The sequence below is a fragment of the Streptomyces sp. NPDC015661 genome, assembly GCF_043077765.1.
Taxonomy (GTDB): Bacteria; Actinomycetota; Actinomycetes; order Streptomycetales; family Streptomycetaceae; genus Streptomyces.
This window is the reverse complement of the sequence record NZ_JBIBST010000012.1, coordinates 200,878-213,419: the sequence shown is the minus strand read 5'-3', so window position 1 is coordinate 213,419 and position 12,542 is coordinate 200,878. Positions and strand designations below refer to the sequence as shown.

Sequence of the window (12,542 nt, the reverse complement as noted above, 5' to 3'; positions counted from 1 at the left end):
ACTGGCAGCGACGAAACGGAGGTCGGCGATGGCCGGCGGCAGGATCGTGGTGGGCGTGGACGGATCGGAGCCTTCCCTGAAGGCGCTGAAGTGGGCGGCCGCACAGGCCGCCCTCACCGGGGACCCGCTCCAGGCGGTGATCAGCTGGGACTACCCGGCGGTCTGGGCGTCGGTGATGCCGGGCGTTCCGCTCCAGTACGACCCCGAGGAGCTCTCCCAGCGGATCCTCGACCAAGCGGTGGACGCCACCCTCACACCCGAGGAGGCCGCCGCCGTCACCCGTACGGTGGTCGGCGCCAACGCCACTCAGGCCCTCATCGACGCGGCGGCCGGCGCGAGCCTCCTCGTCGTCGGCGACCGCGGCTACAGCGGGTTCAAGGCGGCCGCCCTCGGCTCGGTCTCCTCCCACGTCACCCAGCACGCGCCGTGCCCGGTCGTGGTCGTACGGGGCGAGGTGCGGTCCTGACCATGGACATCAAACTGGAGCTGATCGGCGTCCCCGTCACCGACATCGACCGGGCCAAGGCCTTCTACGAACAGGTCGGCTTCCACGCCGACCACGACGTCACGGTCAGCGAGGACATCCGCTTCGTCCAGCTCACCCCGCCCGGCTCCGCCTGCTCGATCGCCCTGGGCAAGGGCATCACCGCGATGGCCCCCGGCTCGCTGGACAACATGCAGGTCGTCGTCACCGACATCGAGGAGGCCCACGCGGACCTGACGGCGCGGGGGATCGAGGTGAGCGACATCTCCGACCAGCCGTGGGGCTCCTTCGTCCACTTCCAGGACCCGGACGGCAACCGGTGGGCGGTGCAGCAGACGACGCCTCGGGGGGCGGCGTAGGCAAAGGCCGGGGCCCCGCTCGGGGCCCCGACCGATACGACGGCGTCAGTACGGCGCCGGGTGACCCGTCGCGTCCTCGTGCGTGTAGAAGAGGTAGAACGCCGAGCCGCCCGCGATCGCCCCCACGATCAGCCCCAGCAGCACCGACGAGTAGATGCTCGCGCCCGAGAGGCTGAACAGGAAGCCGATCGCGATGCCGGCGTAGGCGCCCCAGGCGGCGCCCCGCAGTTCGCGGGCCAGGTGGTGGCCGTAGCGCCGGAGGGCGTACATCCCGACGGCGACGACGACGGCGGAGATCAGGCCCAGCCAGAACTGTCCCCAGCTGAGCGCGCCTCCGTCTCGGACGATCACCGGCGCGTACAGGCCGTACAGGATGCCGGTCGTCGCCGGGAGGGCCCAGCCGTGCGTGCTGAATGAGCGCCGGACGGGCACCGCTGCGTGTGCGGCCATGGCAGGAGCTCCTTCGTGTCCGACCCCCCTGGTTCCGGGTTCCCGCACCCTCCAGGGCACACCCGCGCCCCGCGCCCCGCAAGTGGATCACGGACCTTCGGCGGCCACCTCGGCCAGCCGGACCAGGGCCTCGTCCAGGACCGCGACCGGCGGTGACGCGAGGCCGAGCCGGACGGCGTCGGGCGCGGCGGCGCGGCCGACCGCGAAGGCGCTGCCGGGGGTGACGGCCACGCCCGCGCGTGCGGCGGCCGCCGCCGTGAAGGTCTCCGCGCGCCAGGGCGCGGGCAGCTCCCACCAGCAGTAGTAGGCGTGCGGGGAGGTGCGGAGGGTCCCGCCCGCGAGGCGGCGCCGCACCAGGGCGTGCCGCGCCTCGGTGTCCGCCCGCTTGAGCGCCACCGCCTCGGCGACCGTCCCGTCACCGGTCCAGCGTGTGGCGGCGGCGAGCGCGAGCCCGCCGGCCGTCCAGGCGCCGGAGCGGAGGGCGTCGGCGACGGCCGTACGGAGCCGCGAGGGCACCACGAGGTAGCCGACGGTCAGTCCGGGGGCGAGCCGCTTGGAGAGGCTGTCGACGAGGAGGACCCGCTCGGGGGCGTGGGCGGCGAGCGGCGCGGGCGCGCCGGGGAGGAGGAAGGCCCAGGTGGTGTCCTCGACGGCCGTCAGGTCCAGGCGCCGGAGCAGTTCGGCGAGTACGGCCCGCCGCCCTTCCCCGGTGGTCGTGGAGAGCGGGTTGTGGAGGGTGGGCTGGAGGTAGACCGCGGAGAGGGGAGCGGCCCGGTGGGCGGCCTCCAGGGCCTCCGGCCGTACCCCTTCTCCGTCCAGGGCGAGCGGCACCAGCCGGATCCCGAGGCGTTCCGCGACCGCTTTGACCAGGGGGTACGTGAGTGCTTCGACGCCGAGGCGGCCGCCGGGCGGTACGAGGGCGGAGAGCGCGGCGGCGATGGCCTGGCGGCCGTTCCCGGCGAAGAGGACGCCGTCGGGGTCCGGGGCCCAGCCGGGCCGGGCGAGCACGGTCACGGCCGCCTCCCGGGCTCCGGCCGTACCGCTCGCGGCGGCCGGCCGGGACACCGCCTCGGCGAGCACGTCGGGCCGGGCGAGCGCCGCGAGCGCGCGGGCCATCAGCTCCGACTGGCCTTCGGCCGCCGGGTAGTTGAGCTGGAGGTCGACGGGCGCGGCGCCGGTCGCCTCGGCGAGCGCGGGCCCGGGCAGCGGGGGCGCGGCCCGGACGAAGGTGCCGCGGCCGACCTCGCCGACGACCAGGCCGCGGCGGGCCAGCTCCCCGTACACGCGGATCGCCGTCGAGTTCGCGATCCCGTGGCGGCGGGCGAAGACCCGCTGCGGCGGCAGCCGGTCGCCGGGGCGCAGCCGCCCGTCCCGTACGGCCGCCTCGACGCGGTCCGCGATCCTGCGGTACTCGTCCACAGCGGGCCCCCTCCCTCATTGCACCGAGAGCAAAGATCTTATTGCACCGAGGAGTTGCGGCTGCCTAGCCTGCCGTCATGCCCACCTTCCACGAGGACCGGGGCACCGGCCCCGCTCTCCTCCTCGTCCACGGCCACCCCTTCGACCACACGATGTGGCAGCCGCAGATCGACCGCTTCTCCCGCACCCACCGCGTCGTCGCCCCCGACCTGCGGGGTTACGGCGCCACCCCGCTCGGCCCGACCACCGGTGCCACCGGACTCGGCGACTTCGCCGAGGACCTCACCGCGCTCCTCGACGAACTCCGCATCGAGGAGTGCGTCGTCGCCGGACTCTCCATGGGCGGCCAGATCGCCATGGAACTCGTCCGCCGCCACCCCGAGCGGGTCCGGGGCCTCGTCCTCGCCGACACCTTCCCCGCCGCCGAGACCGAGGACGGCAAGAAGGCCCGGAACGCCATGGCCGACCGGCTCCTGCGGGAGGGCATGCGCGGATACGCCGACGAGGTGCTGGACCGGATGGTCGCCCCGTACAACACGCACGCCGCACCGCACGTCCACCGCATGATGTGCGCCACCGACCCGGCCGCCGCGGCCGCCGCCCTGCGCGGCCGCGCCGAACGCCCCGACTACCGCGAGACGCTCACCACGGTCGCGGTCCCCGCGCTCGTCGTCGTCGGCCGGGACGACACGTACACCCCGGTGGCGGACGCGGAGGAGATGCACGCCCTGCTCCCCCACTCCACGCTCACCGTGATCGAACGGGCCGCGCACCTGCCGAACCTGGAGCGGCCCGAGGAGTTCGACGCGGCCCTCGACACCTTCCTCCGCTCACTCGTTCGGCCCAGTTGAAAGTTCGGAATCGTACGAACGCTCCCACGATGGGGCCATGAGCCAGAACACCGCACCCCGCCCGTCGGGCACCCAGCAGAGCACCTCCGGCGCCTGGGCCGCCGGCGGCACCCTCTTCGCCGGCGTCCTCATGCTGGTCACCGGCTTCATGGACATCTTCCAGGGCATCGCAGGCATCGCCGAGGACGACATCTACACCCGCGTCGGCGACTACGTCTTCAAGTTCAACCTCACCACCTGGGGCTGGATCCACCTGATCCTCGGCATCATCGTCGCCATCGCCGGCTTCGGGATCCTCAAGGGCGCCGAGTGGGGCCGGATCGCCGGTATCTCCCTGGCCTCCCTCAACATCCTCTTCCAGTTCCTCTTCCTGCCCTACCAGCCGTGGTGGGCGCTCTTCTCCATGGCCGTCTCGATCTTCGTGATCTGGGCACTCGCCACGGACGACGCGTACGGCCGCGGCGAGACGTTCTGAGGGGCGGGCAGATGCGACGCACCACCGGAGCCGCACTCGCCACCGCCGCCCTCCTCATCCCCCTGACCGGCTGCGACGCCGCCTCGGACAAGGCCGGCGAGATCGTCTCCTCCGCCACCGCGGCCGTCGCCTCGGCCGCCCAGGAGAAGATGAACGAGGTCAAGGACGGCGTGAACGCCGGCGGCGACGTCAAGGCAGGACCGACGAGCACCGACGGGGACCGCACGGTCGCGGAGATCACCGCGACCAACCCCAAGGACAAGACGGCCGACTACACGATCATGGTCAACTTCCGTGACGGAGACGGCAATCTGCTCGACGCCGTCGTCCTGAACATCGACGGCGTCGAAGCCGGCACGTCCAAGACCGGCACGGCACGCAGCAACCGGACGCTCTCCGGCGCGACCAAGGCGGAGATCGCGCAGGCCCTGCGCCACTGAGGCGCCCGAACCCACCGCGGCCCCTCCGGCCCGGGCGCAGCCCCACCGCCCGGACCGGAGGGGCCGCGGGGCTGCCCGGCGACGACCTCAGCCGTCCTCGCCGGTCTCGACCTGCGGGGCGGGCGCTGATCCGCCACGCTGGAAGGCATGGAAAACGAGGAGATCCTGGACGACATCGGCGCCCTCGTCGAGGAGGAACGCGCCCTTCGGGAGCGCGCGGGCACCGGCGGCCTCGCCCCCGGGGAACGCGCCCGCCTCGCCGACCTGGAGGTACGGCTCGACCAGTGCTGGGACCTGCTGCGGCAGCGGCGGGCGAAGGCCGAGTTCGGCGAGGACCCGGACGAGGCGGCCCTCCGCCCGGCGGCAGAGGTCGAGTCCTACCGCAACTGACGCGGCGCGCGGGCAACCCGCCCGCCCCCGCGCGGCCATGCGTCCCGCACCCCGCCGTGCGGGCGACCGCCCCGCACCCCACCCACCCCCCGTGTGGGCAACCGCCCCGCACCCCACCCACCGCCCGTGTGGGCACCGCCCCGGCGGGACCAGCGCCCACAACGGGGGCGGGTGGGCCCGGCCCAGCGGAACGTAGGCCCGCAACGGGTCGTACGTTGGTCGCATGGCACGTCCCGCAGGGCCCGTACGGATCACCCCGCCCCCCTGGCTGACCGCAGGTCTCCGGCCCGCGCCCACCCCCATCCCCTGGGCCGCCGCCGTCCGCGCCTCCGTCGCGCTGTCGGCGCCGCTCGCCGTCGGCCTCGCGACGGACCATGCCGCGTACGGCGCGCTCGTCTCCATGGGCGCCCTCTCCGGCGTCATCGGCGACACCGCGGACGCCTACCGCATGCGGGTCTACAACATCGCCGTGCCGCAGCTGTTCGGCGCCCTCGGGGTGACCCTCGGGACCCTCGTCTTCGGCGAGGGATGGGTCGCCGTCGCCGTCCTCACCCTCGTCGCCCTGATCTCCGGGATGATCTCCTCGATCGGCGCCGTCGCCTCCGTCTCCGGCCTCCTCCTGCTCCTCAACGCCGTCGTCGGCGCCGGCCTCCCCATGCCCGACCCCTGGTGGAAGGCGCCGCTCCTCCTCACCCTCGGCGGGGTCGAGGTCCTCGCCCTCACCCTCCTCGGCTGGCCCATGCGCCGCGCCGCGCCCGAGCGGGAGGCCGTCGCCGCCACCTACCGCGCCGTCGCCGAGCTGTACGAGGCCACCGGCACCGGCTCGTACGACGAGAAACGGCAGGCCGTCACCGCCTCCCTCAACCAGTCCTACGACCTGCTCCTCGCCCGCCGCGCCCGCCAGCACGGCCGCGCCCCCGCCCAGGTGCGGATCCTCGCCCAGCTCAACGTCCTCATCCCGCTCGTCGAGGCCGCCCCCGCCGCCCAGCTGCGGGCCCAGCTCTTCGGGCCGCTGTCCCCCGCGATCCCGGCGGCGGTGCGGGAGCTCGCCGACTCCGTGGAGGAGGGCCGCACCGGGGCGCCCGTACTCGATCTGCCGACCCCCGAGCGGCCCGCCGAGAAGGCCGTGGACCACGCCCTGCGGCACGCGGCGGCCGTCGTCCACCAGGCCGACCCCGACCCGTACAACGTCGACGACCGCCTCGGGCGCCCCGCCGCGCTCCGGGTCCGCGCCCGCCGGGCCGTCCGCGCCGTCCTGCTCTCCGAGGCGTCCTGGCGGTACGGCCTGCGGCTCGCGCTCTGCATCGGCATCGCGCAGGCCTTCGTCTCCCTGATCCCGGTGCCCCGCTCGTACTGGGTCGCGCTCACCGTCACCTTCGTCATGAAGCCCGACTTCGGCTCGGTGTTCTCCCGGGCCGTGCTCCGCGCCGCCGGCACCGCCGCCGGACTCGTCCTCGCCGCGCTCGTGCTCTCCGAGGTGCCGCGCGGCTGGTGGGACGTGCCGGTCATGATCGTGCTCGCGGCGCTGATCCCCGCCTCCTCCGCGAAGGGGTACGTCTTCCAGACCGCGGCCATCACCCCGGTCATCCTGCTCCTCTCCGACGTCCTCAACCACCAGGGCTTCGACCTCGTCATGCCGCGCCTGTACGACTCGCTCATCGGCTGCGGGATCGCACTGGTCGCCGGCTATCTGCTCTGGCCGGAGTCCTGGCACGCCCGGATCGGGGACCGGCTCGCGGACGCGGTCGCCGACACCGCCGCGTACGTGGCGCGGGCCTTCGCCGGCGACACCGACCAGGGCGGCCGGCTGCGGGCCCGGCGGAAGCTCTACCGCGATCTGTCCACCGTCCGCTCCGAGTTCCAGCGGGCCCTGACCGAACCGCCTCCCACCGGCACCCGCGCCGCCGCCTGGTGGCCGCTCGTCGTGGCCGTGGAGCGGATCGTGGACGCGACGACCGCCGCCCGGATCCGGGTCAACCACGGCGCCCCCGCACCCGACCCGGCGGAGGTCGCCGCCGTGGAGCGGGAGTTGCGGGAGCTCGCGGACGGACTGCGCGGCACCGACACCCTCGTGGAGGTCCGCACGGAGCTCCCCGGCGACGAGAACGGAGTCCTCGCACCCCTCCGCCAGGAGGTCGGCGCGGCCCGCGCCATCGCCGGTCCCGACCTGCGATAAACCTCCCTCCGGGGGCGTACGGCAGGACTTACCGGCGGTCACGGAACGGAACCCTCCCCACCGCCGTTACCGGAAGCCACTCGGGCGACTACGATGCGCTCGATTCACCGTGATCCGCGCCCGCCGCCGTCGGCAACCGGCCCGGCGGACCGGCCACTTCGCCCTGCCACCGCCCTGCCACGTCCTGCCTCAGCTCCCGCGCCCCCGAGGACCCGCCCATGCGCACCACCACGAACAGAGGGCTCCAGCCCAACGTCCTCGGCACCTTCGACACGATCGTGATGGCGGTCGCCGGCAGCGCCCCCGCCTATTCGCTGGCCGCGACCACCGCCGTGCTCTTCGGCGCGGTCGGCCTCGCCGGACCCGCCTCCCTGCTGTACTGCGCGATACCGATGCTCGGCATCGTCCTCGCGTACGCCCGCCTCGGCCGCATCGACGTCAACGCCGGCGCCGGCTACTCCTGGGTGGGCCGCACCCTCCACCCCTTCCTCGGCTTCCTCTCCGGCTGGGCGCTCGTCTTCGCCGCCACCGTGTTCATGGTGGCGGGTTCGCTGCCCGCCGGATCCCTCACGCTCTCCCTGTTCGACCCGGACCTCGCCGAGAACACCCCGCTCGCGGCGGCCGTCGGCGCCGGCTGGTTCCTGATGATGCTGCTCGTCGTCCTCGGCGGCGCCCGGCTCACCGTACGGGCGCAGCTCGTGATGTCCGGCCTGGAGATGCTGATCCTGCTCGTCTTCGTGCTCGCCGCCGTCGCGCACCGGGGCCGGGCCACCGCCTTCGACTGGTCCTGGTTCGCCCTCGACCACTTCGACGGGGCCGGCACCTTCGCCGCCGGGGCGCTGATCGCCGCGTTCTACTACTGGGGCTGGGACGTCACCAGCAACCTCAGCGAGGAGACCCGGAACAGCCGCCGCACCGCCGGACTCGCCGCGCTCGTCGGCGTCGGCTTCGTCTTCCTCCTCTTCGAGGCCTTCACCGTCGCCGTCAACGTCCTGCTGAGCGCCGAGGAGATCCGCGCCGCCGGACCCAACGTGCTCGCCGTCCTCGGCCAGGAGATCTGGCCCGGCGTCGGCGGCAAACTGCTCGTCGTCGCCGTCCTCCTGTCGACCGTCGCCACCCTGGAGACCACCCTCCTCCAGGTCACCCGCTCCCTCTTCGCGATGGGCCGCGACCGGACCCTGCCCGCCTCCCTCGGCCTCGTCCACCGCCGCTGGAACACCCCGTGGGTCGCGATCGCCACCGTCGGCGGCGCCGCCCTCCTGATGTTCTGCGCGGCCGCGGCCGCCGGATCCGTCCAGCGCATCCTCAGCGACGCCGTCGCCGCGATCGGCCTCCAGATCGCCTTCTACTACGGCCTCGCGGGCATCGCCGCCGTCGTCGCGTACAAGTCGGTCCTGTTCCGCTCCGTACGGAACCTGCTCCTCGGCGGCCTGTGGCCGCTGCTCGGCTCGGCGTTCATGCTGTGGGCCTTCGTCGAGTCGATCAGCGTCCTCTCCACGACCGCCGTCACGATCGGCCTCGGCGGACTGTTCCTCGGCGTCGTCCCGCTGCTCGTGTACTGGCGCAAGGGCAGCGACTACTACAGCCCGGCCCGCCTGGACGCCGTCCGCGCCCTGGAGGCGGCGGAGGGCTCGGCCCCGGCCACGCGCCCCCGTACCGGAACCCGAGACAAGAGCTACGCGACGGACTTCTGACCGCACCCGCGGGTGCAGCGATTCTGACGGCAGCCGAACCCGAAGGAGGCCCACGATGGCCGTACGCCGCCGCAACGCGCGCGCGGGGCGCCCGGAGCGCTTCGTACCCGACTTCGACCCGGACTTCGGGGACCGGGCGCTGACCGAGGCGCGCCACGACATCGTCATCGGCCGCTGGCAGGGCGTACGGGACCTGCTCGCCGCGACCGGTACGGACTGGGCCCGCCGCACGCACCGGCTGCGGCTGCTGTCGCACGCCGCCGCCGGCAGCTCCACCGTCGAGACCTGGCGGGCCGCCGAACCGGGCAACCCCGACGCGGCCGTGCTGCGGGCGGCGACCGAGGTGGTACGGGTCTTCGACGCGGCCATCGCCGCCGGGCGGGGCGCCACCATGGAACGGGGCCGGATCGACGCCGCCGTCGACGCCTGCCGGGGCGCCGCCGAGGCCGCACCGGCCGACCCGATGCCGTGGGTGTCCCTGCTGTCGGTGGCACGCCTCTACGAGGGCGGGGTGCCGCGCCGCGAACTGCGGCACTGGTTCGACGAGTTGCGGCGCCGGGACCCGTACAACACCGAGGGCCACATCCAGGTGCTGCGCTACTGGTCGGCGCGGTGGCACGGCACGCACGGCAGCATGTACGACTTCGCCCGTGACGCGGCGGGCGTGGCACCGCCCGGCTCCCCGCTGCCGGTGCTGGTCCAGGTGGCCCGGGTCGAGGAGTACCGGTACATCGCGGACGGGGCGCTGGGCCGGGGCCCGGTCCGCGGCTTCGACCAGCACTGGAAGCACGAGCTGGCGGTGACGGAGCTGCGCCGCACGCACGCGCGCTGGATCGGCGGGCGCGAACCGGGGCAACCAGTGGCACCGGAGGAGGTCGCCGACCTCAACTTCCTGGCACACGCGGCCTGTTACGCGGGACAGGTGGAGATAGCGCGAGAGCTCCTCGGGATGCTCGGGACGCGCGCGGCATGGGTGCCGTGGGCGTACACCGGGGATCCCGAGGAGCAGTTCGTCCGCTTCAGGGACGGCCTCGACGTGAGCTGATCAGCTCAGGCCTCAGACGCCGATGTCGCGCCCGTCCGTGCGCCACACGGAGACGACGGCCGGGCGGACGATCTTGCCGGGCCCGTCGGGCCAGACGGAGGCGGGCTTCTCGACGGAGGCGCCGTCGATCTCGCCCGGGTGCTGCACGGCGACCAGGACGCGGCGGTCCTGGACGAGCGGGCCGCAGGTCTCGGCGCCGGTCGGCACGGTCAGGAACTGCTTGAGCTCGCCGCGCCGCTCGCCGCGCGTCGCGACGCCGAACAGGCCGTCGTGCGAGCCGAGCTGGTTGCCGTCCGTGGAGATCCACAGGTTGCCGTGCGGGTCGAAGGCGACGTTGTCGGGGCAGGAGATCGGGGAGACCTTCTCCTTGGGGAAGCCGGCGAAGTAGGTGGCCGGGTCCGTGGGGTCGCCCGCGACGAGGAACAGCCGCCAGGCGAAGCCGTCGGAGGACGGGTCGTCCCAGTGCTCGGAGAGCTCCAGGACGTGGCCGTGCTTGTTGACGTTGCGCGGGTTGGCCTCGTCGGCGGGGGCGTTGCCCGTGGTGCCGCGCTTGGAGTTGTTGGTGAGCGCGACGTAGACGCGGCCGCTGCGCGGCGAGGGCTCGACGTCCTCGGGACGGTCCATCTTGGTGGCGCCGACCTTGTCACCGGCGAGGCGGGAGAAGACGTACACCTCCTCGGCGGTCATGCCGGGCACGTGCGAGACGGCACCGTCGGGACCGGCCGTGGCCAGCGGGATCCAGACGCCGGAGCCGTCGAACTCGCCGTCGTTCGGGAGCTTGCCGGTGCCGTCGATCTCCGCGGCGGGCGAGTCGCCGGTGAACCTGGCGACGTAGAGGGTGCCCTCGTCGAGGAGGGTGAGGTTGTGCTCGTGGGCGGCGCGGGAGCTGCCCTTCTTCATCCGCTTCGAGGAGACGAACTTGTAGAGGTAGTCGAACCGCTCGTCGTCACCCATGTAGACGACCGGACGGCCGTCCTCGGTGAGCCGGGGCTGCGCGGCCTCGTGCTTGAAGCGGCCGAGGGCGGTGCGCTTGCGGGGGGTGGACTCGGGGTCGTACGGGTCGAGCTCGACGACCCAGCCGAAGCGGTGCGACTCGTTCGGCTCCTGCTTGAGGTCGAAGCGCTTGTCGAACCGCTCCCACTTGCGCTCGGTGGCGCCGGTGCCGATGCCGTACCGCTTGTCCGTGGCGGAGGAGCCGTTGGCGAAGTACTGGTTGAAGTTCTCCTCGCCGTGGAGCGTGGTGCCCCAGGGGGTGGTGCCGCCGGAGCAGTTGTTGAGCGTGCCGAGGACGGTGCGGCCGTCCGGGTCGGCGGACGTCCTGACGAGGTCGCTGCCGGCGACCGGCCCGGTGAGCTCGAACTCGCTGGTGGCGGTCAGACGGCGGTTGAGCCGGTGCCGGGTGACGGCCGTCAGCTTGCCGGTGCGGTGCTCCTCCTGGACCACGACGACACCGAGGCCGTGCGCGGCCCAGGCGATCTCGACCTGCTCGCGGGTCGGGTTCTCGGGGTCGTACCCCCGGAACATCAGCACCTCGTCGGTGTACTCGTGGTTGGCGACGAGGACCTGGCGGTGCGGCTCGTGGCGCAGCGGCAGGAGGGAGAGGAAGTCGTTGTTGTAGCCGAACTGACCGGCCTGGGCGGCGGCGGTCTGGTTCTCGGAGTCGAAGGCGGGCGCGCCGCGGAGGATGGGCTCGCCCCAGCGGATGACCACGTTCTGCTCGTACCCGGCGGGGACGGTGACCCGGTCGTCGGTGTTGGGCGCGACGGGCGCGAAGCGCAGGCCGCGGGCGCCGTCGGTGGACTGCGCGCCCTGCGGGCTCAGCGGGCTCGCCTCGGCCGCGGGGGCGTTCCCGAGGGTGACGGCCCCGCCGACGGCGGAGGCGACGGTCACGACGGCGGCGGCGCGGAGGGCGGAACGGCGGGAGAGGGCGCCGGCTATGACGTCGCCGACGTACTCGTTGTCGCTGGTGTTGGGCACCTCGTGGAAGCAGGCGTCACCACAGCGGAACCGGCAGGTGAGAGCGGAACGGCCGCCTCCGTGGGGGTTCGTGCTCAGCAGCGGCAGCAGTTTGCGCACTTCGTCCTCCTCCGGCGCACGACTGCGCCGACATGGTGTCGGATCACTTCGGCGGCGACGCTATGTGCGTAGATCTGCACGGGGACGGCAGCGGAGTGAACGCCGAATGAATGCACGGCATCCGGGGGCGACCGGGTCACCGGAGGGGGAGGGGGTGGCCGCTAACCTTACGTGTCCGCCCTGGCCAGGGATGAACGTCCCGAAACGCCCAGTACGGACATTCACACTGCACCCCACTCATGCGAAAGGGTTCGCTCATGGGTATTCGGAGCATGCTGCGCAAGGTCTTCGGCCGGGACCGTGAGGAATCCCCGGCAACCTCCGTCCCGCCCCAGACGCGTGAGACCCCGGAGGCCCCCGCGACCCCGGAAGCGGCGGCGCGCCGCGCGGCGGACGACCTGGTGGCGGCGGCGTTCGACAACCCGCAGATCCCGAAGGCGAGGACGGCGGACGCGGACGCGGGCGCGGGGGAGCCGGCGGAGGGTGCGGCTCCGGCCACCGAACCGCCCGCCGTCGCGGCGGAGCCGGAGCCGGTTGCGGCGGAGGCCGCCGTCGCGGTGGACACGGACGCGCCCGAAGCCGCTCCGGAGGAGCAGGAGACGGCGGAGCCCACCGCCGAAACGGCCGCCGAGCCGGCGAAGCCGGAGGCGGACGCCGCGGACGAGCCGCAGGCCGAGGCCACG

Annotated in this window: 12 protein-coding genes and 1 pseudogene; 10 read left to right on the top strand and 3 right to left on the bottom strand. The window is 73.7% G+C overall.

Annotated features, from left to right (window positions below; translation table 11 throughout):
* Nucleotides 1-28 precede the first annotated feature (28 nt).
* Together ACF07V_RS30440 and ACF07V_RS30435 are read left to right on the top strand one after the other, a co-directional pair.
* Nucleotides 29-466, top strand: coding sequence for a universal stress protein (locus ACF07V_RS30440; protein WP_392158891.1), 438 nt, complete (start codon nt 29-31; stop codon nt 464-466).
* Between the two features lie 2 nt (nt 467-468).
* Nucleotides 469-843: a VOC family protein gene (locus tag ACF07V_RS30435; RefSeq protein WP_392158890.1), complete on the top strand. Its 375-nt coding sequence runs from the start codon at nt 469-471 to the stop codon at nt 841-843.
* 45 nt (nt 844-888) lie between these two features.
* Here the strand turns inward: ACF07V_RS30435 and ACF07V_RS30430 are convergent, their stop codons facing one another.
* Both ACF07V_RS30430 and ACF07V_RS30425 read right to left on the bottom strand, forming a co-directional pair.
* Nucleotides 889-1,293: a hypothetical protein gene (locus ACF07V_RS30430; protein WP_392158889.1), complete on the bottom strand. Its 405-nt coding sequence runs from the start codon at nt 1,291-1,293 to the stop codon at nt 889-891.
* Between the two features lie 87 nt (nt 1,294-1,380).
* Nucleotides 1,381-2,712 (bottom strand): PLP-dependent aminotransferase family protein, encoded by a 1,332-nt coding sequence (locus ACF07V_RS30425; RefSeq protein WP_392158888.1) that lies wholly within the window; start codon nt 2,710-2,712, stop codon nt 1,381-1,383.
* Between the two features lie 77 nt (nt 2,713-2,789).
* Between ACF07V_RS30425 and ACF07V_RS30420 the strand changes: the two genes are divergently transcribed.
* The 7 genes from ACF07V_RS30420 (at nt 2,790) to ACF07V_RS30390 (ending at nt 9,783) form a co-directional block, all read left to right on the top strand.
* The gene (locus ACF07V_RS30420; RefSeq protein WP_392158887.1) at nt 2,790-3,563 is read left to right on the top strand and encodes an alpha/beta fold hydrolase; all 774 of its coding nucleotides are present in this window, start codon (nt 2,790-2,792) and stop codon (nt 3,561-3,563) included.
* 37 nt (nt 3,564-3,600) lie between these two features.
* On the top strand, nt 3,601-4,038 hold the full coding sequence (locus ACF07V_RS30415) for a hypothetical protein (RefSeq protein WP_392158886.1): 438 nt from the start codon (nt 3,601-3,603) through the stop codon (nt 4,036-4,038).
* 11 nt (nt 4,039-4,049) lie between these two features.
* Complete coding sequence (locus tag ACF07V_RS30410) at nt 4,050-4,478, top strand: hypothetical protein (protein ID WP_392158885.1); 429 nt, start codon at nt 4,050-4,052, stop codon at nt 4,476-4,478.
* 147 nt (nt 4,479-4,625) lie between these two features.
* Nucleotides 4,626-4,868, top strand: coding sequence for a DUF2630 family protein (locus ACF07V_RS30405; protein ID WP_392158884.1), 243 nt, complete (start codon nt 4,626-4,628; stop codon nt 4,866-4,868).
* A gap of 223 nt (nt 4,869-5,091) precedes the next feature.
* Nucleotides 5,092-7,044 carry an FUSC family protein gene (locus ACF07V_RS30400; protein ID WP_392158883.1) on the top strand — a complete coding sequence of 651 codons (1,953 nt, stop codon included), beginning with the start codon at nt 5,092-5,094 and terminating at the stop codon, nt 7,042-7,044.
* A 218-nt stretch (nt 7,045-7,262) separates the two neighbouring features.
* A complete protein-coding gene (locus tag ACF07V_RS30395) occupies nt 7,263-8,738 on the top strand; it encodes an APC family permease (RefSeq protein ID WP_392158882.1) in 1,476 nt (491 codons plus the stop codon).
* Between the two features lie 55 nt (nt 8,739-8,793).
* On the top strand, nt 8,794-9,783 hold the full coding sequence (locus tag ACF07V_RS30390; RefSeq protein ID WP_392158881.1) for a hypothetical protein: 990 nt from the start codon (nt 8,794-8,796) through the stop codon (nt 9,781-9,783).
* 12 nt (nt 9,784-9,795) lie between these two features.
* Here ACF07V_RS30390 and ACF07V_RS30385 read toward each other — a convergent pair whose 3' ends face one another.
* Nucleotides 9,796-11,859, bottom strand: a complete 2,064-nt coding sequence (locus ACF07V_RS30385) for a PhoX family protein (RefSeq protein ID WP_392158880.1) — start codon at nt 11,857-11,859, stop codon at nt 9,796-9,798.
* Between the two features lie 257 nt (nt 11,860-12,116).
* Here ACF07V_RS30385 and ACF07V_RS30380 point away from each other — a divergent pair.
* Nucleotides 12,117-12,542 (top strand): annotated as a pseudogene (locus tag ACF07V_RS30380) (Toxic cation resistance protein); the annotation flags it as partial.